Genomic DNA, 26,415 nt, shown 5'->3' with positions numbered 1-26,415 from the left:
TCCAAAATCTAAAATCTAAAATCCAAAATCCAATTAGCCTTCTTGGTTTACGAAGGGCATCAAAGCTACAATTCTTGCTCTTTTGATGCTGCGGGTCAGGTCGCGCTGTTGTTTTGCCGTCAAACCGGTAATCCGGCGGGGCAAGATTTTACCGCGTTCTGTGACGTATTTTTTGAGCAAATCGACATCTTTATAGTCGATCGGGTCTCCTGGTTTGATTGGCGAAACGCGCCGGCGAAAGTAAGTCATGGTTCTTTGGTAATTGGTAATCTGTCATTGGTCATTGGTCATTGGTCATTGGTAATCGGTCATTGGTCATTGGTAATTGGCAATCGGTAATCAGTAATTCTTAAAAGATTCTTAAATGACTGCGATAGTAGAAACTATTAGCCATTAATCCTTAAATACTACTCATTCCCCATGCCCCATGCCCCATTCCCCATGCCCCATGCCCCATTCCCTACTTGATCTCTTTGTGAGTAGTGTGCTTGTTGCAGTGGGGGCAGAACTTTTTGAGTTCCAGCCGTGCCGTCGTGTTGCGACGGTTCTTGGTCGTGGTGTACCGAGACACGCCTTTGGAGCGTTTGCTCGCGTTTGTTCGGCACTCAGTACACTCTAGAGTAATTATGATGCGGACGCCTTTAGCCATAATTCTAAATAAATTTCGACTAATTTAAACACAATTTATTATCGTCTCACATTTGTCTGCACTTGGTCAAGCAATCTTCTGACTTTGATGTCAAGCGAGTAGCCGCGCTTGGTTCCGATGACGATCGTCCTACCGAGTCGATCGTGAAAAGCTTGGGGAAACCTTTCTGCGTCGGTGAAAGCAACGCTACAGTCGATCGCCAGTGGTAACATCAGCAGCAAGACGCCCGCGTTAGTGGAGGTGAGCCCACCTACACCTGCGAAGGCTAGGGCGGCGCAAAAGCCCAGCAATGCCTCGCGCTTGCACAATTCTTGCACTCCGGGAGTCCGTTGGAATCTAGGATCGAAAATTTTCATGTCCAGGGCCCAGCGCCCGAGACTTTGACCTTGGTTTTTCCTGACGATGGCTACGCGCATTATCATCCACAGCAGGACAAAAAGAAAGGTTTGGGCGATCGGATTGGTGCCGAGAATCAAACTGGGTATCCAAACGGCGATCGCATCGATGCAGAAGGCACCGGCGCGGCGATCGAGTGATACTTTGGGCAAGAGGGGAACTAGGTCGGAACTCATTGGCAAAAAAAAGAATTACTTTGAAATGGGTAAGTCCTATTTCTATCGTAATCGAAATCAAGGGGCTTGAAGCCGTAGGGCATAAAGTCAAGGCGCAGCTACATATTAATAAACCTCATCATGGCTTTCAATATCAACTAAGAGAATCACCATTTCTAACAATTCCTCATCTTCAGAAAAATTAAAAATTATTCTGCAATCATATGCAACAGAACAAGACCATAATCCGGCTAAGTCCCCTCCTAACTTCTGAGACTTCAAAGATGGCGTAAATGGATCATCTGCCAGTAGCTTTAACACCTTAGTAATTTGATCCTTTAATTGTGGATTTTTCTGTACGATCTTCCTAAAAGATCGATTAAATCCACTACTCCAGACAACTTCCATCATCATCTCCTAGTAAATCTGCGATCAAATCATCAACACTTCCTCTCTTTGCTGTCCCATTCTTAAAAGCTTCCATCACTTCCTGAGCATTAGCCAAAATTTCATCCCTCCGATTTTCAATCCGTCGCTTGCGGATTAGCTCAAACAACTGATCCTGATCTTCTATTGATAAACTTTCGACCTGAGCAATAATTTCTTGTACAGTCATCATACAGCCTCCTTTAAACTAAAATCAACGAAATATTTCGCCTCCGCCAAAACCCAATCCTTAATCAAACGGCTTAATCCTTATTCCGTTATAATCCACCAAAAGGTCAATATCACTACTCTCATCGACAACACCCCGCGCCACCGAACCAAACACCCGTACATTAAACGCCCCATGTCGCAGCGCCACCGCCAGGATATCCTCGCCCTTGGACTTTAATAACTATTGTAACTTCAGCATAGGATTTCCTCAAGCATCAATTTAATTTGAAACTTTACAGACTTACAGATCCATTCGTGGAAGCCCCCCGCGTTCACATCAGGAGTGTCAAAAAAGCCCTTAATATAATTATATAGCAACTGCCAAGACTGTTAGGATATTCTTAATCACCGAAACTCTTGCCCGGAAATCCCAAGATCAAAACTTAAACTTTTCGTCAAAAACTGTGTAATGTCTGCAAATGTGCGATCGCCCCATCCCAAATCCCCGCTGAAGCAAGTGTTAATCAGACTTGTCCTCGCCGTAATTGCTGCTGTTATCGCGTTCAACATTCCTCACTCCTTAATTCCCGTGTTTAAAGAACCTGTATCCGAAGCATCGCCGCCGCCCGAAATCCAAAACGTGCTCGCCGGGAAGCGCAGAATTGTGACTGTGGGGGACAGCATCACCGAAGCGGCGAAATACCCAGGAGGTTACGTTTGGCTGCTGCAACGCTATCTGAATGCCCTGTATCCCGATCGCAAAATCGAGATCGTCAACGCGGGAATCTCCGGTAACAAGGCGAGTGATATGCAGGCGCGTTTTCAGAAAGATGCGATCGACAAAAAGCCAGATTTAATCACGATAAACGCCGGAGTCAACGACGTTTGGCACGCTTTTTTCGACTTCCAAAAACTTCAGTTTCATCCGCAAGGCAACTTAGCTGCGGGAGTACCCCTGGCAGAATATATAGACAAAATAACTCAAATGGTGCTAGCAGCAAAAGCCGCCAAAATTCGAGTCGTGCTGCTTTCTCCTACTCCCATCCGCGAGATTCTAGACGGCCCAGAAAATCACAGGTTGCAAGAATATGTCGTCGCGATGCGAGAAATTGCGAAGCAAAATCAGTGTTTATTTATCGATTTGAATGCGCCATTTCGGGAAGTTATCGGCACCTATCAAAAACACGCCGGAAAAACTCTAAATTTGTTAGCAGCCGATGGAGTTCACCCGAATCCGTCGGGATATCGAATCATTGCTTTTACTATCTTGCGCGGTTTGGGAGTACCCGCTAAGGATATTGAAAATTTGCAGGTGAAAAATTGAGCAGAAGGAAGAAGGAAGAAGGAAGAAGGAAGAAGGAAGGAAGAAGGAAGAAGGAAAGAAGTAGCTGTAGGGTGTGTCGCCCTTAACAATCTCTAAATTTGACAGACAATCTCACAGCGACGCACCTGACAAAGAGGGTTGAGGAAACAAGCCGTAGTCATTAGTATTTGTAGGGTGCGTCGCCATAAAAAATCCCTAAATCCAATCGACAATCTCACAGCGACGCACCTGATACTTAGGGTGCATGGAAACAAGTCATTTTTTTTCGCAGCCATATTTTTCATAAATGGTATTAATCATCAATGGGCGGATGATAGCGCTTCAACCAACAGCTACCGATGATCACCAACGCTACCACAACAATCATTTCCGTCCAAAAAAATGACAGGAAATCGCTAGCAGTTCCCACTGGCGGAACTCCCGGTTGAGAGTTGCGAATGCCGGGAAAAGCAAACAGCATCACACCTGTCCAACTCAACATTCCGACTTCCGGCAACTTGCCAGATTTCATCACCTTTAATGCTAGCAACAGCGCCATGATTGACAGCACCCACATGATCACAATAATCACCAAGGAAAAGAATTTTACCGGAATCGATCGCGTGGCTGAAACATCGATATAAATAAATATAGATGAATTCTCTTCCATCGGCTTATAACTGATATCGAAGCCGGGAACATCGGCATTAAATTTAAATTCCAGCGGCACAGGATTTAGTTGGAAGGGAGCAAACTGTTTGCCAATTGAAGCCAGCGGGTCAATTGAAATAGCTACTTTAGCAATGTGCGTGTCAAACGGATAATTGTTGATTTTTCCCTTGACTAAGTTAAACTTTAATGCCGGGACAATCATCGGTTTGCCTTCTTTAAAGCTAATTTCCGAATCCTCGATATTGGCACCGTTAACTGTCATTAATAAATCTTGAGCCGGGTAAGTAGGCCCTTTTTTATAAATACCTTTAAGCTCGAACTGCAAGCGGGTTTCTAATTCGTTTTTAATCGGGTCTACGCCAATTACGGTCATTTTGACCTCAACCAAGCCTTTGGGGGCTACAGCGGTATCTGGAGAGGGGCTGTAAGGCTCTTGGGCATTAGCATTGTGAGAGTAAATAGATAAGATAATTGCCAAACTTACGGCTAGGCTGCAAATTAAAATAAGTATTTTTTTGATATTTGATTTGTTGACAGTTTGCATTAATTAGGGATATTTTATGTATTGACTTGTTGTTAGTATTCCCCGCAATACAAAAGGTTCGTAGTGAGGACTTTAGTCCTCTGACGGATGCGGACTAAAGTCCTCACTACAAACCTATTTTATCTTAGTTCTCGGGAAGCAGTACGTTTGGTGTAAAGCTGCCGTGCAAACCGTAGGGAATGTGCTGTTTTAAATGCAGGCGCGCTAGGGGGCCTTTGGTGATGTCGCGGGCATCTAGAATCGCTAAGGTCGATCGATGATTAGCCGCATCATACATCAAAACCAGCAGCCAACCGTCATCTTCAGCCCTTGCAGCCTCAGGCGAGACGGCTGAATCACGGGGAACAAAAACTGGTTCACCAGCAAAGCCGCGCGGCGCGACACTCCAAACTTGCCTTTCACCCGTGTGGAAATCTATTTTAAGAATAGCTTGCAAAGGAGCATTCCCAGTGGCAGAGTCAGCGGCGCCGATATAAAGATATCGGTAAGGTTGTCCGACATTATTCGGATGCAAAGTCGGAAACTCGCAACACCGAGTTTCCACAACTTGATGCTGCACGGTTTTGTCTTGCAGATTTAACTTGAACCGCCACAACTCGCCCGCTGGAATGGTGTCAAAATCAATCTCCAGAAAATCGCCGTCATGTTCGACAGTGGGAAATGATTCGTAGCAAACTGAATCTACAAAAACTTCGCCGTTTTCTTCCCAGGCGTTGCAGTGGTGGAACACAAAACAAGGTTCGGTTTCTAATATTTTTACCTCGTCAGTGCCGTTGCGCGGAATTAAAATTGCCTGGGTGGGCTTGTTTGGCGAAAATTTAATGCACTGCGCTGCACTCCGAAATCCTAACAGGAAAAGTAGGGGATTGAAGCTGACAGGATTTTGGAAGAATATGCAGTAATTCTCGGTAATTACCATGTCGTGCAGGAAGGCAAAACCCGGGATTGCGTGGGCGTGTTTTTGTAAAAGTTTGCCGCTTTCGTCGAGTTCGTAAATGGTGATTGTACTTGACAAACCGGGCTTGACGGAAAAGTTGACTAATCTGTCTCCGGCTCCATTTTTGCCTTTTTCAATTCTGGGGTGGGCGGCGAAGGCTTCACCGGGTTGTAAAATCCCGTCTAGGGTGTCTAATCCGAGGGTTTCTAGGCTGCGGGGGTCGAGTCTGTAGGGCTGTGCTGCTTCCCAGAGTGCTAGCAGTTTGTCACCCCAATAAATGATGTTGGTGTTGGCGATGTTTTTGATTTTGACATCAAAGATGTTGGCTAACCAGCCTCCGGGTTTCTGTGTGCCGAATACGCCTCGGTGCAGGATTTTTCCGGCTTTTTGTTCGGCGAGGTAGCCTTCGGTGTGCACGAATCGGTTGCGGAAGTGGGCGCGTTTTTCTGAAATTGCGATCGCACAAATCATGCCGTCGCCGTCAAAGGGGTGGTGGATGCGCGATCCGTTGACATCCAATAATCCGGGCCCGTTACGAAAGAATGTGCCTTGTAAGCCTTCTGGGATCTCGCCTTCGATGTTGTCAATCCAGTAGTCGGCTTCGTTGGGTTGGGATTCGTAGCCACGCTGCCAGTCTTTGCGATCGTATGATAAGTTTGGGGCTACTGTTTTGGCTGGGGAAGTTTGTAAGTTTTGCATTGGTAGAATAAGCTTTTATTGATTTAACCGCAGAGGGCGCAGAGAGCGCAGAGAGAAAGAAAGAAATAAAGGAGAGAAAAATAGCAGAAAGAAAACTATCAAGATATTCGCAGTCTATTTTCTTCCTTCTTCCTTCTTCCTTCTTCTTTCTTCTTTCTTCTTCCTTCATTTGCTTTCTACGGTGCGGGTTTCGGGAATTGATGTCGGTACTAAGTCGGGAAAGTATTCGGGCATGAAATGCTGTCCGCCCGGTTTTGCACAGCCCAGTTCGGGTTCTAATACTGGGAGAGATTGTTGGTAGTTTGGATCGCCGCTTTCTGTGCTTTCTGCCGGGAGCCAGTTTAAGAAGGGGAGGGGTAGCAGTGTGGAGAGGTTGGCGATGACTACTAGCAGCCAGAGGTTGTCGAAATTGCGATCGGTAATTCCGAGCCAGTGTGTCAAAATTGCACCGCCTTCGTAGGAAATAATTCCTGCTAAATTGGTGACAGACATCAGCACTGCAAATAAGGTTGCTTCGACGCCTGGAGGACACAACCGCGCTGATAGTACCAGCACGGGCATATAAGCAATTTGTCCGATTACTGTCAGGATCAGGCTGTCTCCGATGCTGAACCATTGGTCGTCAATTCCTAATGCTCGGTTGGCATGAGTTACTAATAATAATGTAGTCATGCCCAAGGCACTTGCAATGACTGTTGACCAGCCGAAAATGACTCGAAATGGAATTGCTTTGAGGTAGCGCTGAAACAGCCAAATGCCAACGAGGGCGGCTATGCTGGTGACGAGGCGCACTCGTCCGAGAAATTCTGGCTGAAAGCCTAATTCGTTGGTGCTAAAAAAGAAGAAGGCGGAGTCCGAGCTTGGTGTGGATTGCCACAGAAATAGAAAGGCGGTGGGCAACCAAATTGTTTTTTGGGCAACAGCTTGCCGCAGTTGTTTGAGTTGGTCTTTTACTGTTTCAAAGTCGGTTCTTTTGTTGACTTTTTCTTCGGTAATTAACCAGGCTGTTGTTGATACGATTAGCGGGAAAGATGCAGTGATTAAAAAGATGGTGTGGGTGCTGAAGTGTTGCAGCAGGGAACCGCTGAGGTAAGCGGTAATTAGTCCGCCAATGGCTGATGCGCCCCAAGACAAGGATTGCAGGGAACCGGCGTCGCTAACTGTTTCCTTTCTCGCTCTTTCTACTACTAGGGAGTCGGCGATTACGTCGCTGACGGCTAGTGAAACAGAACTTAGGGCGATCGCCCCTGTGGCCGCTAAGGGCGTGTGTACGACTGTGGCCATCCCCACCCATGCTGCCGTTCCCAACAGCCCCGAGAGGACGATATAAGGCCGTCTGCGGTAGCCGAATATGGGCAACCCGTCGGACATGAAGCCGAACAAGGGTTTGATAATCCAAGGTATGGCGACGACGCCCAGCATGGCTGAGACTTCGGCGGGAGTCATGCCGAGTTCGTCTTTGAGGAAGAAGCTGACGGCTAAGCGGGCTAGTCCGAGGATGCCTTGGACGAAATAAATCAGTAAGATGGCTATGAGTTCCGGGGTTGGCTCATTCCCGAAGAATACTTTTTCTTTTAAGGATTCTTTGAGTTTGCTGGCGCCAGAGGGGGAAAGGAGCATTTGAGCAATATTTCTTAATGAATCTCAATATTTATAACACATTCTTAATGAATTGACAGTTGACGGTTGTGACGGTTGTCAGTTGACGGTTGACAGAAGTCCAAGGGAAGCAAGGGTTTCAGCAATTAGCACTTGGACGATCGCCAGGAGAGCTTGCTACGATTGTAATTAATCTGAATTTAAGGATTTTTTGTATCAATGAAAGCAGAAATCAGAATTTGCTCTCTGGCAGTAACTTGGATTTTAGGAGCGGGGGCTCATTTAGCCTTGGCTTTACCTGTTGCTAATCAGCAAGGAGATTATACGGGGCTGCTGGCGAGACAGCGGGGCAACAGGCAGGTGAATTGGGTGGTTGTTGACTCGGATTCTCAAGGGTTAAATTGCCGGATGGCTCAGCGATTTAGATCTGTTTCTGTAGATGCTCTTGATGCACCAGATGAGTTATTTGAAAAAAATAAACATAATGTTTCGCAGTGGCCTGTGGTGACCACTTTTCGGCGGGGACAGCGCTTGCAAGCGGTGACTGGAAATAATGCTAATCAAATTATGATTGCTGACTCTCAGGGTAAGCCTTGGTTGCCGATTTCCACTGATAAGGGTAATTGTTTTGTGCGGGCGAACAGCCGTTTTGTTAAACCGATTCGTGAAAATCCTACTACTTTGAAACCTTTGGAATAGAGAAATGAACCGCGAAGGCGCGAAAAACGCGAAGGAAGAGAAAGAAGAGAAGGAGTTTTGTATGATTATTCATCCTAATAATGTCCCAGAAAGTACAGGCTCAAATTATCCTCAGCAATTTAAATATGCTGTTGCGGGAAGAGTTAAAAAACGCTTGGGTGATGCTGCGGGTTTGCAGAATTTTGGGGTAAATTTGGTGAGGTTGGCGCCGGGAAGTTGCTCTGCTCTTCGACATTGGCACTCTCGTCAAGATGAGTTAGTCTATGTTCTGGAAGGGGAAGTTACTCTGATTACAAATTTGGGTGAGCAATTGCTAAAATCGGGTATGGCGGCGGGTTTTCCGGCTGGAGATGCTGACGGGCATCATTTGGTGAATCGCTCGAATGCTGATGTGGTTTATCTAGAAATTGGCGATCGCACTCCTGATGATTCAGCAAGTTATCCCGATGATGACTTAATCGCGAAAGCGGGCGATAATGGTTGGATTTTTACGCATAAAAACGGCGAGATTTACTAAATATCAAGGGTTATTAGCCCCCTTCAGGTGCGGGCGGATTGTTTTTATGGAGAGGTTTAAATCCCCGTCTTAAAAACCTCGCACTCATCTGTCAACTGTCAACTGTCAACTGTCAACTGTCAACTGTTTATGAGTCAAGTTAATCTTTGGAGTTCTGCGGAACACGCTTTGTGGTATCTTGCTAAGGCTGATGGTATTCCTCACCGCACTGAGGGTGAGGCGGTTTTGTTGGAGGAAGTGCCGAAAGATGTCAAGCGGATTCTGGATGTGGGTACGGGTGATGGGCGGTTGTTGGGTTTGCTGAAGTGCGATCGCCCGAATGTTGCATCTGTGGCGATCGACTTTTCGCCAACTATGCTGGAAAAAGCCCGCATTCGCTTTGCTGATGACAATACTGTCACGGTAATCGAGCACAATTTTGACGCACCTCTGCCGGATTTGGGCAAGTTTGATGCGATCGTTTCTAGTTTTGCCATCCATCACGTAGAGGACGATCGCAAACGTTCGCTTTACGCCGAGATTTTCGAGCTTTTGGAACCCGGAGGCATTTTTTGCAATTTGGAGCACGTAGCGTCCCCAACAGAGGCTTTGCATGAGAAGTTTCGAGAGGCACTGGGTATCAGCAAAGAGGGTGAAGATCCTTCTAATAAATTGCTGGATGTGGAAACGCAACTGAGTTGGTTTAGAGACATTGGTTTTGACGATGTAGACTGTTATTGGAAGTGGCGCGAACTCGCTTTATTAGTTGGGGTGAAACCTTTTTAGCTGCGGGTAAGGACTGCCTTGTCGTGTCCTTTTAAAATGGAAAATAGTCACAATTAGTAAGGTGCGTCAGATTTTTAAACCCTCAATAATCGTTCTAGAAATTCACCTGACGCACCCTACAGCTTGATTTGAGTATACCAGTTGCCTAAGTCCTGAATATAAGAGGTTGCTGTCATAGTAGAAGTCGATCCAGAACAGTTCTGGTTATTTGAAAATAACCAACAGAGTATTCCAGTTAGAGGGCTTTTTTAAGAGTTATTAACCAAACGATCGAATTAACAACAAACAAAAAGGTATAAAAAATATAGATTGATGGAGCGCAGATAGCTCGACCTAAAGAAGGCATTTTAATTGTTTTTAATGAACCGAGCGGGTGAACAAGACCTTCCGGAATTGAGCGAGTATTAAAACTTTCATCTAAGGCGTTTTGATTGTTCAAGAATTGGGTAAGTGCATCGACTCTTTGTATGCAATAAAATTGCACCTTCCAGTAGGTAGCTTCTAACAACCAAAAACCAAAAATTATAACGTATCCTAGCGGAACTAACGCATCTATTTTGCTGGCAAACGCCCAACCAATCAACGCTACCCAAATGGTAATTGCCGTAGTTTTTAATTGCTGCAAAATTGTATTAAAGTTAGCTATTTTTCTCTCTAGTTCCTCTGCTCCTTTTTGCAGCATTGCTAGCTGAAATTCAAATCGATCCATGTTTGATTCCGGGAACATTTATATTAGAGTTATCGAAAAAAATATAATCTTCTTTTCTTTCGGTGTCGTTAGAGAACTTCGCCTGACGCACTCTACAAGTCGATTTTAGATTATATATAGCAATCCTAAATCATTTGCATAATTATTGTAGGGGCAATCCCCCCGTGGTTGCCCGATAGATTAGGGGTAGGCACGGGGGCACTACCCCTACAAATTTTGCGAATCATTTAGGATCGCTATAGTAAGGTGCGCTACTGTCCCGAAATTCCCGATCGCCGTTAGAGAACTTCGCCTGACGCACCCTACAACTCTGGCTTTTACTGTTATTGGAAATGGCGGGAACTCGCTTTGTTGGTGGGAGTTAAACCAGTCATCATTATAAATGGGTAAGAACACGGGTGGGGAAATCGACCCTGAAAAGTATCGTCCAATTCACCGCCAAATCCGCCCCAAGTTTAAGATAAATCCCGGTAATACATCCTCTCCAGAAAGTTCTGTGGGATGTTCTAAAACCTGAATTTCTTGTCCTAAACGGTAGATTTCGACTCGTTGATTCTGAGGGTCAATTAACCATCCCAATCTCGCACCATTGTTGAGATACTCCTGCATTTTCTCTTGCAGTTTAGTAAGGCTATCTGTCGCTGAACGTAGTTCAATCACAAAATCTGGACACAAGGGAACGAATCCTCGGCGTTGTTCGGGAGTCAAAGCTTCCCATCGTTCTCGTCGCACCCACGAGGCATCCGGGGAACGGCGAGCACCGCTGGGGAGGATAAATCCTGTGGAGGAGTCGAAGGGTATACCATGACCCCCTTCCTCTTCGACCCACTTGACTAAAAAGTAGGAAATTTTGACATTACGATATCCTGATTCGCCTCCCGTAGGTGGATTCACGATTAATTCTCCTTGGGCAGTTCGTTCTAATCTTAAATCGGGATTGGCCGCCGCAAGTTCCTCGAACTGTTCGGGGGTGACGTGGAGAATGGTAGATGTGGGGAGTTCTAGGCTGAGGGTGGATGGCATCGTGTCACTACCGGGAAAATGGGGCGATATCTTTCTTTATTTTAGCGGATGGGAGAAGTTTGGGCCGATCGCGCCGGGGAGCATCTCAGTTTTGCATTTGTAGTGTGAGCTCGTATAGCTCCCTTGCTTAATTATTACCGAAGTTACCAGAAAGAATTGGTTGAAAGCCGGAACACGAGTGAGGGAGAAATTAAAATCAGACTATTCATTACTCCAATCCTCTTACTTCTAGGTAGAGGTCGCTCTCAAACTGTCAACTGTCAACTGTCAACTGTCAACTGTCAACAATTGAAGGGCATAATTGAGACACAGAAAGCTAGGCTGTACGCTTTGGGGGCGATCGACAATTGAGATTTCTATGAATTAAATTAAATCCGGTACTTTAGGTTTAATTCGCCGCTCGTACCAGTTCATTAACGGGGTGGCGCTAATGCCGTGCACAATCACAGAAATTACGATCGTAGTAAAAGTAATCCAGGCAATTTTCTCGGCAGTTTCGCCTTTCAAACCGTGACCGAAAGCATAGGTAAGATAATAGATTGAACCGACGCCGCGAATGCCGAACCAACCGCAGAGCCAGCGGCTGGCGGGATGCAAGCGACTGCCAATCGTACTAATCCAAGCTCCCACAGGCCGAATCAAAAAGATTAACAATCCAGCTATTAAAAGGGCGTAGCTTCCATGTGCAACGAGAGCTTCTAGGCGCAACATGGAACCCAATATTAAAATTGTTCCTACTTCCATTAACTTTTCTATGCGCTCAGTAAAGTGCAGTTGGGAAAGCGGTTTTTCGGGGTCGCGGTAACTGCGCTGCACTACAATTCCTGCTACAAAAACTGCGAGGAATCCGTAGCCGTTGACTACTTCGGTGAGGGAATATGTGAGCAGAATTGTGCTGAGAGCGATGAAATCTTCCATTAGTTCGTCGGCGGGCCTGTAGCGTTGCAATCGGCGATCGATCCAAGTGACGGCTTTGGCTACTAAAATGCCCATCACGATACCTGCGGAACCCGCCCAAAGCAAGTCAACTGCCACCCACTGCGAAAACCAGTTCGGCCAGTTGTTATCTTTTAGCGCATAAATGCCGAAATAAACAAAGGGAAAAGCTAAAGCATCGTTCAAACCGCCTTCCGATGTTAAGCCAAAACGCAATTCATCGCGATCTTCTATATCAGCTATCTGAACTTCTGAGGCTAAAACTGGATCTGTGGGTGCCAGAATTGCTCCTAGTAAAATGGCAGGGCCCCAATCTAATTTCACAAACCAATGAGCGATCGCAGCAACAGCAAAAATCGAAATCGGCATTAAAAAACCGAGCAGCCGCGCGGTGGAATTCCAGGCCCAAAGTTGTAGCGGGCGATTCATTTTTAAGCCGCAACTAAACAGAGACACAATAACTACAAATTCTGTGAGTCTTTCTAAAAATTGAGCATCGGGGCGCAATTCAACCAGCTTGACGCCGTAGGGCCCCAATCCGATACCGACAATTAGATAAATTAAGGCATAAGATACCGGCAATCGCGAAATCCATCCGGAGCCCAAGGTGACGGTGAGCAGGAGGATGCCAATCACTAGCAAGTTGAGAATGTAATGATCTACCATAGCGATCGCACTTTTAATCAGCTTTAACAAGTGCAATCTTGACAGATAAAAGCTTCTGGCACATCCGCCACCAGCTAGAGTCTGCTATCCTCCGAAAGTTATATTTATGAGTTATTAGTTATGAGTTATTAGTTATTAGAAACAACAACAAACACCAAACCTAAGACAAATAACTAATGCCCTATGCCCTATGCCCTATGCCCCATGCCCCATGCCCAATAACTACCGACTTTTTTCCGTAGAGATGATGTGCAAATCTACGTGTTTGAGCGATCGCACTAACTGTTGAGTCAAAGAACCCCGAAACAGCAATTTCCAGCGTGATTGCTGGCTTTCGCCGATCACAATTTGAGTAATCCGATACTGTTTAGCTACCTCAGAAATTGCTTGTGCGATATTCGGACTTTCCACCCGCAGAAATTGGCCGTTAAATTCTTGGCAAAGCTTCTGGCAAGTTTCAACGTGCAAGCTTTCGGATTTTGTTAAGAAGCGATCGGGAGCATCCACAAACAAAGCATAAAATGGGGCATTCATGTAGTTCGCCAGCCTTGCACCCCGCCGCAGCAGTTGCAAGGAATTAGGAAAAGTCGATACGCATACTAAAACTCGTTCGTGAATGTTGCAAGATTGACCTTTTAAAGTTGCTGCATCGTCTTCAACACTATCTGCTACCTCCCGCAGCGCCAGTTCTCGCAATGCGATTAAATGACGGCGCTGGAAAAAGTTTTTTAAAGATTGTTCTATTTTTTCAGGAGCGTAGATTTTGCCTTCTCGCAACCGTTCTTCTAAGGTTTCGGGCGTGACATCAATAACGACTATTTCGTCAGCTTCTTCGAGAATGCGATCGGGTACTCGCTCTCGCACTACAACTCCCGTAATTCTCGCTACTAAATCGTTGAGACTTTCTATGTGTTGAATGTTGAGGGTAGAGAAAACATCTATCCCTGCTTTCAGAATTTCTTCGACATCTTGATATCGCTTTTCTCGCAGAGAACCGGGAACGTTTGTATGAGCCAGTTCGTCTACTAATGCTAGTTGAGGGCGGCGTACTATTAGGGCTTCAGTATCCATTTCGGTAAGTGCTTTTTCGCCGTGCAGCATTTCTTTTCGCGGGACTATTTCTAGTCCTTCGCCTTTAGCTGCTGTCTCTTTCCGCCCGTGAGTTTCTAACAGTCCAACGGCGACATCAATGCCTTCAGATTTGAGTCTGTGCCCTTCTTCCAGCATTCGGAAAGTTTTGCCGACACCGGGGGCCATTCCGATAAAGATTTTGTGCTTTCCCCGGCGGTGAGGGCGATCGTAACCGCGATTTGGTTGGGCGTAAATTGCGTCGGAATTGTTACTGAGTTCGCTAGAGTGAATCATCGCAGTTGGCAGTTGACAGTTGACAGTTGACAGTTGGCAGTTGGCAGTTGGCAGTTGATAGTTGACAGTTGACGGTTGACAGTTGACGGTTGACAGTCAATTACCGATTACCAATGACTACTAAGAGGGCGGGCATGGGGCACCGCCCCTACCTGACTAATGACTAATGACTAATGACTATTCACTACTGACTGCTGACTACTGACCACAGAGTATTATAAACCGTCGAGAGCCACATTTAGTTTGAGGACGTTAACTCCCGGTTCGCCGAAAATACCGAGAAATCTGCTATCTGTATTTTTGGCTACTAACATTTCGACTTGATTGAGATTGACCGATCGCACTTTTGCTACCCGTTCAATTTGCGATCGAGCTGATTCTACGCTAATGTGCGGATCGAGGCTAGAACCGGAAGTGTAAACTAAATCCGCAGTCGGTTTGATACCAACTAAATTGAGGCGAGCCAACTCAACTTCTACCCCCTGAAAACCATCTTTTTCATTACCTCGCTTCAGCAGATCCGAGTTGCTGGGAGCAAGATTGCTCGCTCCCGAAACGCCCGTTCTCTGACTTAAGTTTTCTGCCTTTGTGGGGTCGTAATCTATTGCCACAAAGCTGCTGTAATTTGTGGTGCTAGGGCGCCCCCAAAAATATTTATCCGAGCCGAAAGACTGACCGATTAACGATGAGCCGACTACAACTCCTTGGTTGGTAATTAAACTGCCGTTTGCTTGGGAATTGAAAGCAAGTTGACCGATTGCGAGCAGGATTAAGGGATAAATAATCGCTGTGATTCCCCACAAAACTAAAGTAACGCGAATAGCTCTGATTAATTCTCTCATACATGACCTCAATGAAGGAAGTTCGGCAACGGATTGTGTAACGGATTGTGTAACGGATGTCATGAAAAACTGGATGCCCGAAACCGGATTTTTGCGAAAATATTTGGTTTAGCCGCCAGATTCGGTAAAAAAACCGGTTTCTAAGGTTGACAATGGAAATGCCTAAAATCTTTCTGGCTGAAAAATCACGACAAACAAATAAACTGCTAGCCCAATAATTACTAAACCCAAAAGACTTAAACCCCACGCCGCTTTTTTGGTCAAACCTTCATCCGCAGCCGCATAAACCGCGGGTGCAATTATCAAGTTAAAGCACATTACCAGAAATAGCTGCACCGGGATTGGGTGGCGCGATCGCAGCATTTTCGCTAACTCAATTGTTTCTTGAAAGTCTCTGGGTAAAACATCATTCAGCAAATCATTCCGTTTCATGAATTCTCCTTTGTTGGGAACTAAATATCTGTCTTTCTCTTAGATTTTTTGTGGGAAAATCGAGGCATAGCCTCTGGATATGCGTTCCCAGGCAGAGCCGGGAAGAGTCATCCGTTACATCCGCCCTGCGAATCGGTAGTCGAAGTTTTTTATGCTAACCCGATCGCAGCAATGAAAACATCGATAATTTTGATGGCGATAAACGGCGCAACTGCTCCGCCCAATCCGTAGATTAAAATGTTCCGCTGCAACAGTTGATTGGCACTTAGTGGTCTAAATTTGACACCAGTTAGTGCCAGGGGAATCAAAGCGGGAATAATCAAAGCATTGTAAACTAATGCTGACAAAACCGCCGATTGACCGCTGGCTAAACCCATGATGTTTAAAGCGCCGACGGGAGCAAACATTGCGGGAATAATTGCGAAGTATTTGGCGATGTCGTTGGCTAGCGAAAACGTAGTCAGCGCGCCGCGAGTAATTAGCAATTGTTTGCCAATTGTCACTAAGTCAATCAGTTTTGTGGGGTCAGAATCTAAGTCCACCATGTTTGCAGCTTCCTTCGCCGCTTGGGTTCCGGAATTCATCGCCAAACCTACGTTTGCTTGGGCTAGGGCGGGTGCGTCGTTGGTTCCGTCTCCCGTCATTGCTACTAATTTACCTTCGGCTTGTTGCTTGCGAATTACTTCGATTTTGTCTTCGGGAGTTGCTTCGGCGATGAAGTCGTCTACTCCGGCTTCGTCGGCAATTACTGATGCTGTAATTCGGTTATCTCCGGTGAGCATGATGGTGCGAATTCCCATTTTTCGCAGTTGGTCAAACCGATCGCGAATTCCGGGTTTAATCACATCTTTCAAATAGATAATTCCGTAGGTGTCGCTACCTTGACAAACGCCTAAGGGTGTGCCTCCCAATCGCGAAACTCGCTCGTAAGCTTCATCGAGATCCGGGCCGAAATTGCCGCCGCGCGATCGCACAAAACCTTTAACCGCATCCACCGCACCCTTGCGAACTTCCGTACCGTCGGGTAAGTCCGTACCAGACATCCGCGTTTTTGCGGAAAAATCAATGCCTTCAGATCCTTGGGAGTTGGTGCGATCGAACTCCACCTGTGCGCCCAAATTCTGAGCCAAACGGACGATCGACTTTCCCTCGGGAGTATCGTCAAAAACGCTCGCAGTCAGCGCTACCTGCGCCACTTCTTGCAGCGAATGACCGTTTACCGGGATGAACTCCTCGGCTAAACGGTTGCCCAGCGTAATCGTTCCCGTTTTGTCCAAAATCAGCGTATTCACGTCGCCGCAAGCCTCCACGGCCCGCCCAGAGGTCGCTATCACGTTAAATTGAGCGACGCGATCCATCCCCGCAATGCCGATCGCACTTAACAAACCGCCGATCGTTGTCGGAATCAGCGCCACCAACAGCGAAATCAGCGTCACCACACCCACAGGAGTTTTGACATAATTGCCCACGGGCGGAATCGTCGATACCACAATCAAAAACACCAGAGTCAGCACAGCCAGCAGCACTGTCAGCGCGATCTCGTTCGGCGTTTTCGATCGTTCTGCGCCCTCTACCAACGCGATCATCCTGTCCAAAAACCCTTTACCGGGGTCGGCCATCACCCGCAGCGTCAGTTCGTCCGAAAGGATGCGCGTCCCGCCGGTAACGGAACTGGCGATGTCGGAACCCGGTTCCTTGAGCACGGGCGCCGATTCCCCGGTAATCGCCGATTCGTCTACGGATGCGACACCTGCGATCACTTCGCCGTCGGAAGGAATGACATCGCCTGCGATCACTTTAATTTGGTCGCCGCGTCTGAGAGATGTCGAACTAACTTCTTGAATTGAACCGTCTGGTAAGAGTTTGCGGGCTGTGGTATCTGCTTTTGTCGATCGCAGTGCATCCGCTTGCGCTTTCCCGCGCCCTTCGGCTACGGCTTCTGCAAAATTAGCAAATACTAAGGTGAAGAACAAAATAAACGTGACTAAACCGTTGAAAACTACCTGATTTTTGCCGGGAACCGGGCCGAACAGCGTGGGGTCGATCGTTAATAATGCAGTCACAATTGTGCCTACCCATACCACAAACATCACCGGGTTTTTCAGCATCACCCGAGGATCTAGTTTGATAAAAGCTTCTTTGAAAGCTCTTTGATAAAGGCCTTTAGTATTTGCTTTTGGCGTATGTTTGCGAGACTCGCGAGAGCCTCTGGAACGGGGATTTTTTGGGGAATCGGGGGTATTGGAAGTAGCCATAATTTGGAATTTTAATGAACCGCAGAGGACGCAGAGAACGCAGAGAAAGAGAATAGTGAGGTTGATGTTTTTAGCTATTGAGGTTGAGCAGTTGGTGTTGCTAAAGGTGTTGTGGGTGCAGTTACGGGTGCGGCTTCAAACTTGCCGCTGCTGATTTCATATCCTTCTGCGATCGGCCCTAAAGCCAGCACTGGGAAAAATGTCAGCGCGCCCAAAATGATGATTACTCCTGCGGTGACGCTGGTGAACAAAATCGAATCTGTTCTCAGTGTTCCGGTTGTTTCAGGAACCAGTTGTTTGTTCGTCATGCTGTCAGCTAACAGCAGCAAGGCAATAATTGGAACGTAGCGCCCCATCAGCAAGCTAAAACAAGTGCTTAAATTCCACCAAAGTCCTGTCGGCGCGGGTTGAGAATCGCCCAATCCTTCAAAGCCAGAACCGTTATTAGCCGCCGCTGAAGCGTATTCGTACATCACCTGCGAAATGCCGTGAAATTCTGGGTTGCTGATGCCGCTCAAGCTGTCGGGAAAGGCGAGGGTAATCGCGCCGGGGATTAAAACTGCGATCGGGTGAATCAACAAAACAACGCTAGCTAAAACAATTTCCCGCTTTTCAATTTTTCGTCCCAAAAATTCCGGCGTTCTCCCCACCATCAATCCGGTGAGAAACACGCTCAAAATGGAGTAAATAAATAAGTAAGCCGTTCCCGTTCCCTGTCCGCCCCAAACAATTTGGAGAAACAAGTTAAATAAAGTAGCAAAACCCCCTGGCGGCATTAAAGAATCGTGCATTCCGTTGACAGCCCCGCACATTGTCCCAGTCGTAGTGACAGCCCAAAGTACAGTTTCTGCCCAACCGAATCTAACTTCTTTCCCTTCTAAGTTTGGTTGCACGGAACCGAGCAAACTATTAATTTGGGGATTGCCTTGATATTCGCCAACTGCTGCAATGCCGATCAAAATTACATAGATGGCAAACACCATCCCAAAAATCAGCCATCCCTGCTTTTTGTTGTTAGCAAATCTGCCGTAGGTGTGAATGAGTGCTGCTGGTATAGAAACCATTGCTAGTGTTTCCAGCAGGTTGGTAAAAGGGTTAGGATTTTCAAAGGGGTGAGCCGAGTTAATGGCAAAAAATCCGCCGCCATTTTCTCCCAGTTGTTTGATACTTTCAAAGTGAGCTACTGGGCCGCGAGCAATTACTTGCGTGCCGCCTTCTAAGGTACGCGCAACTGCTGGGCCGGCTAGGGTTTCCGGCACTCCAGAAATTAGTAAGCACAAGCCAATTATCAAAGAAAGTGGCAGCAGAATCCGGGTGATAGATTGAATTAAATCGATATAAAAGTTGCCGAGGGGGCGACCTGTCAGTCCCCGAATAAAGGCAATTCCTACTGCTAAACCCGTGGCTGCTGAGGTGAACATTAAAAAACCCAGGGTTAACTGGGATAAATAACTGAATGTTGTCTCGCCTGAGTAATGTTGTTGGTCGGTATTTGTGAGGAATGAAATAGTTGTATGCAGCGCGGTATCCCAGGTTGGTGCACTCAGGCTGGTGGGATTTAAAGGCAGCAGTCCCTGAAGCATGAAAATCAAGAATACAAATATGCCCATTGCTGCATTGCTGTATAATAGCGATCGGGCATACTGCCAGCCTGTCATGGAATCTACAGACCGAATATTGCTGGCTTTATAGATGAGTTGTTCTAGTGGTTTAATTGCGGGGTCGAGAATGGTTCGTTCTCCCATGTACACCCGTGCCATGTAGTTGCCGAACACGGGCGCGATCGCGATTAAAATGATTAGGGTTAATGCAATTTGAATTAAGCCTTGTAACATAAGTGTGTTAAAAATTCCTCGTTTAGTGATTACTTTACTGAGGTTTGGGGTTGTTGATAATCTGTCTTAAGGTATAAGTTACTGTTTATAAATTATGCTTTTTTTACCTATACTTTTACTGATAGGCGAATGTTTAGCCAATGTATTAAATCTATACTTGCAGGTATAAATTCTGTCTAAACGCTGTTTTTTGCGCCAAAATGTAGTTGATATTTCAATACGGTTTACTTAACGCTTTTTGACGAATTTACTATCGCGATTTTATAGGCGATGCAGGCATTTTTCATGAATCAGATTGTTTTTAAGTTAACTGTATTGGTTGATATTTTACAAGCTTAAAATGGATTAATTAGAGATGTTTGACAGCTTATTGAAAATTCCCAAAATTTTGGTGTTTCAAGAAAAGTATTTGCGCGGAAGGTGGTCGATCGCAATTTTATTCGCGATCGTTATAGCACTGGAATTTACCACGCCGTCAGAATATCTGTTTGGGTATTTGTATACAGGGCCGATTTTACTGGCAAATTCGCGGTTGAGTCGGTTGGGAAAGTTGCAAATTACGCTGTTAGCAGCAGCATTGACGCTGTTGAACTTGTTTGTTCCCTATGGAGAAACGATCGCCCTAGCGACTGTTGCAAATAGGGCGATCGCAGTTATGGCCTTGGGAGTCACGGGATATTTGAGCGATCGCACCCAGCAGTATCAAGAAGCGATCGCGATCGCCAAAGCGCAGTTGCAATCTCAGCAGCAGCTAGCCAGCATCCGAGAGGATTTTGTCTCTACTTTGAGTCACGACTTGAAAACGCCGATGCTGGGCGCAATTGAAACAATCAAAGCTTTTCAGGGAGCAAACTTTGGGGAAGTGACTACCAGCCAGCAAAAAGTTCTCGAAACAATGGCGCGATCGCAAAAAATGTCACTACAATTAGTAGAAACGCTGCTGGATGTTTACCGCAACGATGCCGAAGGTTTAAAACTGCAACTTGCGCCCGTAAATTTAGCAGCTTTAGCAGAAGAAGTAATTGCCACACTCATCCATTTATCGGCAGCGCGCCGAGTTTATATTAGTATAAGTTACGGAGAGTCTGACTTTCGCCGTTCTTTGTGGGTAAACGGCGATGAAGTGCAACTCCAGCGCGTTTTTGTTAATTTGCTAACAAACGCGATCAACCATTCTCCCCGAGGTGGTAAAGTAGAAATAGTCATGGAATCTTACGCAACCGATCAGGTGGTGAAAGTTATCGATAGCGGGTTGGGAATTACTAGCGATGAGCTGCCCCACTTGTTCGAGCGTTTTTATCAAGGAAATGGCGATCGGCAAGCCAAAGGATCGGGATTGGGGTTATACTTATCTCGCCAAATTATTGACGCCCACGGCGGTATAATTTGGGCAGAAAACAAATTGCCTTTAGGTGCCTTGTTTGGATTCCGACTACCAGCTATCTCTGCCAATGAAACCTAATTCTCCCTTGCGAATTCTCTTAGTTGAAGACGACGAACTATTTCGGTTGGGACTGCAAACCAGATTGCAGCAAGAAAGTTCCTTGCAAATAATTGCCGAGGCGGAAGATGGAGAAACGGCGGTAGAATTGACTCAGGAACACTTGCCGGATGTGGTGGTTCTCGATGTCGGTTTGCCGGGAATTGGTGGCATTGAAGCCTGTCGCCAAATTAAACAGAGACATCCAGAAATTCCGGTTTTAATTTTAACATCTCACGCCCAAAAAACGTTAATTGAAAGGTTGATGGCTGCGGGAGCCCAAGGATATTGTCTCAAGGGAATTGCCGCAGAAACTTTGGTTTTGGCAATTCGATCGGTAGCGGCGGGTGCTTCTTGGTGGGACAAGGCCGCAACTGCGGAAATTCGGGCGGTTTTTAGTAATCCCGAACCTGTCAAAAGCGCGAGTAAATGGGAAGTTTTAGACAATCCGCTGACTCCGAGGGAACAGGAAATATTAGCCTTAGTTGCGGGCGGGAAAAGCAATCAGGAGATTGCACAAATATTGTACATCGCTCCGGGGACTGTGCGGGTGCACGTCCACGCGATTTTGCAAAAGTTAGAAGTGCGCGATCGCACTCAAGCAGCAGTGCTCGCTATTCAGAAAGGATTGGTAGCAGAGGAACTGTTAGGCAGTCAATCTTAAGTCTGGTAGTTTATAATGATAGACAAAACCTCGATCGCTAAAAACTATGGGTTTTATCAATCCCAAACTATATTTGGCCTTCACGAAGATATTCTGTTCTAACGAAAGCCGAGAAATTTTGATGAGTTTTTTGAACGCTATGCTTTATGCAGGCGAATCTGCGATCGAAGATTTAGAAATCATCCCTCCTTATTTATCTGCTGAGATTTTTGGAAGTAAAGACACTTATTTAGATGTCAAAGCTAAAATTAATGATGGCAAAACTGTGATTGTCACAATCCAAGTTTTGAACGTGGCAAAATATCGTAAGCGAGTTTTATATAATGCTGCTAAAACTTATGGAATGCAATTAAATCTAAGCGATAGCTATTACAGACTCAGGCCAGTAATTGCTTTGAATATCACAGACTTTGAAATGTTTCCCAATCAATTGGAAGTAATTTCGAGATTTGCCTTCAAAGAAACACAAAGATTATTCGATTATCCCGATAGCGAGATTGAGTTGGTGTTTATCGAACTGCCAAAATTCAAAAAGGAATTGGATTAGTTGACAACGCTGACGGACAAGTGGATTTATTTTGTCAAAAATACCAGTAACCTAGAAACTGTTCCCGATACAATGGTTGCGGTGCCAGAAATTGAAAGAGCTTTTCAGATTGCTAACGACACGAATCTGAGTCAAAAAGACTTAGATGAATTGCAAAAACAAGAGTTTTGGATTCAAGATCAACAAGGGGCGATCGATCTAGCGGCTCAGCAAGCTCTAGAACGAGGCATGGAACGAGGCATGGAACGAGGCATGGAACGAGGCAAGTCAGAATTAATAGTCCGGAATATGAGGAGGCTAATTGGTGAAATTTCTCCAGACATTCAGACGCAGATATGCGAGTTGAATCTTGAGAATTTGGATAATTTAGGAGATGCGATGTTTGATTTTGAAAGTGTTTCAGATTTGGTGACTTGGTTGCAGCAACATTCCCGAAATTTTACGGATGACATTTAATATCTGAGTTTGGTATATTTGGCATATATTTAAGTTATCGACGGTCATCAAACCAGAGGTGTTTTGTGCCAAATTTTATCAATTCTGTTATGAGTTCGATCGCCTTTCTCGACTCTGCCCTCCCCGATATCCAAAATCTTTGCAACGGTATCGCCGCCGGAATAGAAGTAATTATCATCAATGCAGCGCGGGATGGAGTAGCACAAATTACGGAAGTGCTAGGGAGTCGCAGCAATATTAAAAGTATTCATATTATCTCCCACGGTCGATCGGCGAGTTTGCAGTTAGGCGCGATCGATCTAAACTTGACAAATTTAAACTTTTATGATGAAAAATTGCAGCAATGGTCGCGATCGCTGGCAGAGAGTGCAGAGATTTTGCTGTACGGGTGCGAGGTAGCGGCGGGCGATGCGGGCGCTAACTTCGTGCAGCAACTGAGTCAGCTAACAAAGGCAAAAATCGCTGCTTCCAGGGGGCCGATCGGCAATTCAGCTTTAGGCGGAGACTGGGAACTAGATTATACAACTGGGTGGGTGGAGTCGGAGTTGGCGATCGAGTCAGCCACAATGGCCGCTTACCAATTTGTGTTCGGCTTACAACTTTTGGGACAAGCAGGATTTCCGGCAAATACAACTTTTGGAACACCAACAACTCAGGTAGGTGGACTGTCGGGCCTTACCTACGCGGGAAGCAACACTTACTACGCTATCTCCGACGGCCGCAATATTCCTGGTGGCAGTCCCGGCCCATCTCGCTTTTACACCCTCACTATACCTACTGTGAGTTCCGGTAGCTTGACACCAGTACCAGGACAAGTGAATTTTACAGGGGTGACACAGATTGGCAATCCGCCTCCCTTTGCCGCAGATACATCGGATACAGAGGGCATTGGCTTCATCGGCGGCAATGTCTTCGTCTCTTCTGAAGGCAATTTCTCCACAAATACCCAGCCTTTTATTAATAGTTTCGCCATTGCAACAGGAGTTCAAAATTTCGCGCTGCCTATTGCTTCTCCCAAATACGACGTATCAGCAGATCCTAACAGCGGCATCCGCAACAATCAAGGTTTTGAAAGTCTGACGATTACTCCCAGTCAAAGTTTTCTATTTACAGCAACAGAAAATGCTCTCGAACAAGACGGCCCTGCTTCAGATATAACGGCTGGCGCGCGATCGCGAATTGTCAGATATAACTTAGGTACAAACACCACAAACGGAGAATTTCTTTACAATACCGATCCGCGCAACGGCATTTCAGAAATGCTGGCCGTTGATGATAATACACTGCTGGTTCTCGAACGTTTTCTCGACTTATCGACAACACCGCCGTCAGGGGATTTGAAGCTTTATCAAATTTCTTTAAACGGTGCGACAGATATTCAAAACAATACCGGTTTGATTGCTTCTGGTGTTGCTAGCATTACACCAGTATCGAAAACTCCGATCGCCACTTCTGCTTATTTCCTCAGTACAGGCACTCCGGCACTGGTTGACAATTTTGAAGGGATGACATTTGGGCCTCCTCAAACAGCAACTGGGAAACGAACGCTAATTCTTGTCAGCGACAACAATTTTGCCCTTCCCACCAGATTCGCAGCGTTTGCAGCCAACAACGCACCCGTACTCAACAACAGCGGTTCGCCGGTACTAACAGCAATTAACGAAGATGTACCTTCTGCCAGCAACACTGGCACCTTAGTTTCTGTTTTAATTGCAGGAATAGTTACAGATCCCGACACCGCCGACACTCAAGGAATTGCTGTGACGGCGACAGACAATACTAACGGCAGTTGGCAATATTCTATTGATAGCGGTGCGACTTGGACGGCATTCGGTACACCGTCAACAGCAGCAGCGAGACTGCTAGCAGGCAATGCCAGTATCCGCTTTCTTCCCAATAATGACTACAACGGTAGTGCTAATATCACCTATCAATCGTGGGATGGAACGACGACTAACTCTAGCGGTACTACCCTCACGAATGGGGGGACGGCTGATATTTCAACTGCTAGCAGTATTGGGGGTTTAGCAGCTTTCAGTACGGCCAGCGAGACTGCAACAATTACTGTTAATCCTGTCAACGATGCACCGTCGTTTGTCAAAGGGCCCGATCGCACTGTCAATCACAGTGCTGGCCTGCAAACCTTTCCTGGATGGGCCATAGCCATTTCTCCAGGGCCGGTCAACGAGTCAACACAAACCGTCAACTTTCAAGTCGTGGGAAATGACAATCCCGGTTTGTTTAGCGTACCACCGGCGATCGGCTTTTTCGGACAACTGACTTTTACCCCCGCCACAAGTGGAACTGGCAAGGCTAATATCACTCTCAACCTCAGAGACAACGGCGGTATAGCTAACGGCGGCATCGATACTTCGGCAAACCAGACATTTGTAATTAATATTACCAACAGTCCGCCGATCGCCAATCCCGACACATACAAAGTCGAGCACGATCGCGTGTTGACCGGATTTCCATCCGTTTTATTCAATGACTTCGACCCCGACATTTTCGACACGTTGACTGCTGCTGTTGTCACACAACCGATTAAAGGTAAACTCGTACTCAATCCCAAGGGTGACTTCACTTACACTCCTAACCCTGGCTTTGTTGGAATTGATACTTTCACTTACAGCGTTAGCGATGGGGCTGCGACTGTCCCCAGTACGGTGAGTATTGATGTTACGAACAGTCTGCCGATCGCTATTCCCGACACCTACATCGTCAGGCACGATCGCGTGTTGACCGGATTTCCATCCGTCTTATTCAATGACTTCGACCCCGACATTTTCGACACGTTGACTGCTGCTGTTGTCACACAACCGACTAAAGGTAAACTCGTACTCAATCCCAAGGGTGACTTCATTTACACTCCCAACCCCGGATTTGTCGGAGTTGATACTTTCATTTATAGCGCTAGCGACGGCGCTGCGACTATCCCCGCTACGGTGAATATTAATGTTACCAACAGTGTGCCGATCGCACAACCTGACACCTACAGCACCAGTGCGGGAAAAGCCCTCAGCGAAATATTGCCGGGAGTTTTAGCCAACGATTCCGACGCGGACTTGGACACGCTGACTGCTGCGTTGGCGGCCAACCCGACGAAAGGGTCGATCGCCCTCAGCAAAGACGGTTCTTTCACCTATACTCCTAAGGCAGGCTTTACTGGGACAGACACATTTAGCTACACAGTCAGCGACGGCATAGTTAGCTCTGCACCAGCTACCGTGACTGTAAACGTCAACAATAACCCGCCTGTCGCGATTCCTGACAACTATACAACTTCTTTTAATACCCCTCTCAACGTGGCCGGCTTGGGAGTCTTAATTAACGATACAGACCCGGAAAACGATCCGTTGACTGCGATTTTGGTGGCCCTGCCGACTAAAGGTGCGATCGCCCTCAACGCTAACGGTTCCTTCAGTTACACTCCGAATGCTGGTTTTGCAGGGACAGACTCTTTTACCTACAAAGCTAATGACGGAAAAGCTGATTCTGCGATCGTCACAGCAAGTATTGTTGTCAACAACTCTCCAACTCCAACTCCGGTAACAACTCCAACTCCGGTAACAACTCCAACTCCGGTAACAACTCCAACTCCGGTAACAACTCCGACTCCGGTAACAACTCCGACTCCGGTAACAACTCCGACTCCGGTAACAACTCCGACTCC

The 26,415-nt window shown here is 46.3% G+C and carries 24 protein-coding genes and 1 pseudogene; 8 read left to right on the top strand and 17 right to left on the bottom strand.

Translation table 11 applies throughout. The features are described from left to right. Positions 1-33: 33 nt before the first annotated feature. The 6 genes from rpsR to JGK14_RS21680 all read right to left on the bottom strand — a co-directional run bounded on the left by rpsR (position 34) and on the right by JGK14_RS21680 (position 1,972). Entirely contained in the window at positions 34-249 is a 216-nt protein-coding gene (rpsR, locus tag JGK14_RS21705; protein ID WP_006631377.1) for a 30S ribosomal protein S18, read from the bottom strand. 211 nt (positions 250-460) lie between these two features. Beyond that, positions 461-649 carry a 50S ribosomal protein L33 gene (gene rpmG / locus JGK14_RS21700; RefSeq protein WP_293182798.1) on the bottom strand — a complete coding sequence of 63 codons (189 nt, stop codon included), beginning with the start codon at positions 647-649 and terminating at the stop codon, positions 461-463. A 38-nt stretch (positions 650-687) separates the two neighbouring features. Next, positions 688-1,221: an RDD family protein gene (locus JGK14_RS21695; protein ID WP_293203341.1), complete on the bottom strand. Its 534-nt coding sequence runs from the start codon at positions 1,219-1,221 to the stop codon at positions 688-690. Between the two features lie 105 nt (positions 1,222-1,326). After that, positions 1,327-1,614, bottom strand: coding sequence for a type II toxin-antitoxin system RelE/ParE family toxin (locus JGK14_RS21690; RefSeq protein WP_293191911.1), 288 nt, complete (start codon positions 1,612-1,614; stop codon positions 1,327-1,329). Continuing rightward, positions 1,589-1,816 (bottom strand): hypothetical protein, encoded by a 228-nt coding sequence (locus JGK14_RS21685; RefSeq protein WP_325315478.1) that lies wholly within the window; start codon positions 1,814-1,816, stop codon positions 1,589-1,591. The genes JGK14_RS21690 and JGK14_RS21685 overlap by 26 nt, the downstream gene beginning before the upstream one ends. 60 nt (positions 1,817-1,876) lie before the next feature. Beyond that, positions 1,877-1,972: a nucleotidyltransferase domain-containing protein gene (locus tag JGK14_RS21680; protein ID WP_293191989.1), complete on the bottom strand. Its 96-nt coding sequence runs from the start codon at positions 1,970-1,972 to the stop codon at positions 1,877-1,879. 294 nt (positions 1,973-2,266) lie between these two features. Here JGK14_RS21680 and JGK14_RS21675 point away from each other — a divergent pair, with 294 nt between their 5' ends. After that, positions 2,267-3,121, top strand: a complete 855-nt coding sequence (locus tag JGK14_RS21675; RefSeq protein WP_325315477.1) for an SGNH/GDSL hydrolase family protein — start codon at positions 2,267-2,269, stop codon at positions 3,119-3,121. A 292-nt stretch (positions 3,122-3,413) separates the two neighbouring features. Here the strand turns inward: JGK14_RS21675 and JGK14_RS21670 are convergent, their stop codons facing one another. From JGK14_RS21670 to JGK14_RS21660, 3 genes are all read right to left on the bottom strand, one after another. Next, positions 3,414-4,316: a DUF4436 family protein gene (locus JGK14_RS21670; RefSeq protein WP_325315476.1), complete on the bottom strand. Its 903-nt coding sequence runs from the start codon at positions 4,314-4,316 to the stop codon at positions 3,414-3,416. 124 nt (positions 4,317-4,440) lie between these two features. Then, complete coding sequence (locus JGK14_RS21665) at positions 4,441-5,952, bottom strand: carotenoid oxygenase family protein (RefSeq protein ID WP_293243210.1); 1,512 nt, start codon at positions 5,950-5,952, stop codon at positions 4,441-4,443. 165 nt (positions 5,953-6,117) lie between these two features. After that, positions 6,118-7,572, bottom strand: coding sequence for a folate/biopterin family MFS transporter (locus JGK14_RS21660; RefSeq protein ID WP_293217041.1), 1,455 nt, complete (start codon positions 7,570-7,572; stop codon positions 6,118-6,120). A 198-nt stretch (positions 7,573-7,770) separates the two neighbouring features. Here JGK14_RS21660 and JGK14_RS21655 point away from each other — a divergent pair, with 198 nt between their 5' ends. The 3 genes from JGK14_RS21655 (at position 7,771) to JGK14_RS21645 (ending at position 9,532) form a co-directional block, all read left to right on the top strand. Then, positions 7,771-8,250, top strand: coding sequence for a hypothetical protein (locus JGK14_RS21655; protein WP_293217038.1), 480 nt, complete (start codon positions 7,771-7,773; stop codon positions 8,248-8,250). Positions 8,251-8,254: 4 nt separating this feature from the next. After that, a complete protein-coding gene (locus tag JGK14_RS21650; protein ID WP_293182778.1) occupies positions 8,255-8,767 on the top strand; it encodes a cupin domain-containing protein in 513 nt (170 codons plus the stop codon). Between the two features lie 129 nt (positions 8,768-8,896). Beyond that, on the top strand, positions 8,897-9,532 hold the full coding sequence (locus tag JGK14_RS21645) for a class I SAM-dependent methyltransferase (protein ID WP_325315475.1): 636 nt from the start codon (positions 8,897-8,899) through the stop codon (positions 9,530-9,532). A 235-nt stretch (positions 9,533-9,767) separates the two neighbouring features. Here the strand turns inward: JGK14_RS21645 and JGK14_RS21640 are convergent, their stop codons facing one another. The 8 genes from JGK14_RS21640 to kdpA form a co-directional block, all read right to left on the bottom strand. Further along, complete coding sequence (locus JGK14_RS21640; RefSeq protein ID WP_325315474.1) at positions 9,768-10,214, bottom strand: hypothetical protein; 447 nt, start codon at positions 10,212-10,214, stop codon at positions 9,768-9,770. Positions 10,215-10,673: 459 nt separating this feature from the next. Then, positions 10,674-11,264, bottom strand: coding sequence for a Uma2 family endonuclease (locus tag JGK14_RS21635; RefSeq protein WP_325315473.1), 591 nt, complete (start codon positions 11,262-11,264; stop codon positions 10,674-10,676). A gap of 363 nt (positions 11,265-11,627) precedes the next feature. Then, positions 11,628-12,896: a cation:proton antiporter gene (locus tag JGK14_RS21630; RefSeq protein WP_325315472.1), complete on the bottom strand. Its 1,269-nt coding sequence runs from the start codon at positions 12,894-12,896 to the stop codon at positions 11,628-11,630. A gap of 192 nt (positions 12,897-13,088) precedes the next feature. Then, on the bottom strand, positions 13,089-14,231 hold the full coding sequence (locus JGK14_RS21625; protein ID WP_293182816.1) for a universal stress protein: 1,143 nt from the start codon (positions 14,229-14,231) through the stop codon (positions 13,089-13,091). A gap of 215 nt (positions 14,232-14,446) precedes the next feature. Beyond that, positions 14,447-15,073, bottom strand: a complete 627-nt coding sequence (gene kdpC / locus JGK14_RS21620; protein WP_325315471.1) for a K(+)-transporting ATPase subunit C — start codon at positions 15,071-15,073, stop codon at positions 14,447-14,449. Between the two features lie 162 nt (positions 15,074-15,235). Further along, the gene (gene kdpF, locus JGK14_RS21615) at positions 15,236-15,505 is read right to left on the bottom strand and encodes a K(+)-transporting ATPase subunit F (RefSeq protein WP_293182768.1); all 270 of its coding nucleotides are present in this window, start codon (positions 15,503-15,505) and stop codon (positions 15,236-15,238) included. Positions 15,506-15,654: 149 nt separating this feature from the next. Continuing rightward, positions 15,655-17,760: a potassium-transporting ATPase subunit KdpB gene (gene kdpB / locus JGK14_RS21610; RefSeq protein WP_293182766.1), complete on the bottom strand. Its 2,106-nt coding sequence runs from the start codon at positions 17,758-17,760 to the stop codon at positions 15,655-15,657. Between the two features lie 74 nt (positions 17,761-17,834). After that, positions 17,835-19,595, bottom strand: a complete 1,761-nt coding sequence (kdpA, locus tag JGK14_RS21605) for a potassium-transporting ATPase subunit KdpA (protein WP_293182764.1) — start codon at positions 19,593-19,595, stop codon at positions 17,835-17,837. A gap of 355 nt (positions 19,596-19,950) precedes the next feature. Here kdpA and JGK14_RS21600 point away from each other — a divergent pair, with 355 nt between their 5' ends. The 4 genes and pseudogenes from JGK14_RS21600 to JGK14_RS21580 form a co-directional block, all read left to right on the top strand. Beyond that, positions 19,951-21,057 (top strand): sensor histidine kinase, encoded by a 1,107-nt coding sequence (locus JGK14_RS21600; RefSeq protein WP_293217022.1) that lies wholly within the window; start codon positions 19,951-19,953, stop codon positions 21,055-21,057. Continuing rightward, positions 21,047-21,739 (top strand): response regulator transcription factor, encoded by a 693-nt coding sequence (locus JGK14_RS21595; RefSeq protein WP_293182760.1) that lies wholly within the window; start codon positions 21,047-21,049, stop codon positions 21,737-21,739. Before JGK14_RS21600 ends, JGK14_RS21595 begins: the two co-directional genes overlap by 11 nt. A 46-nt stretch (positions 21,740-21,785) precedes the next feature. Continuing rightward, positions 21,786-22,742, top strand: a pseudogene (locus JGK14_RS34090) (Rpn family recombination-promoting nuclease/putative transposase). Between the two features lie 65 nt (positions 22,743-22,807). Continuing rightward, a partial coding sequence (locus JGK14_RS21580; RefSeq protein ID WP_325315468.1) for an Ig-like domain-containing protein occupies positions 22,808-26,415 on the top strand: 3,608 nt, incomplete at its 3' end.

The organism is Microcoleus sp. PH2017_28_MFU_U_A (genome assembly GCF_020738035.1).
GTDB lineage: Bacteria > Cyanobacteriota > Cyanobacteriia > Cyanobacteriales > Microcoleaceae > Microcoleus.
The sequence above is the reverse complement of the archived record's forward strand: the minus strand, read 5'-3'. Positions and strand labels throughout refer to the sequence as shown.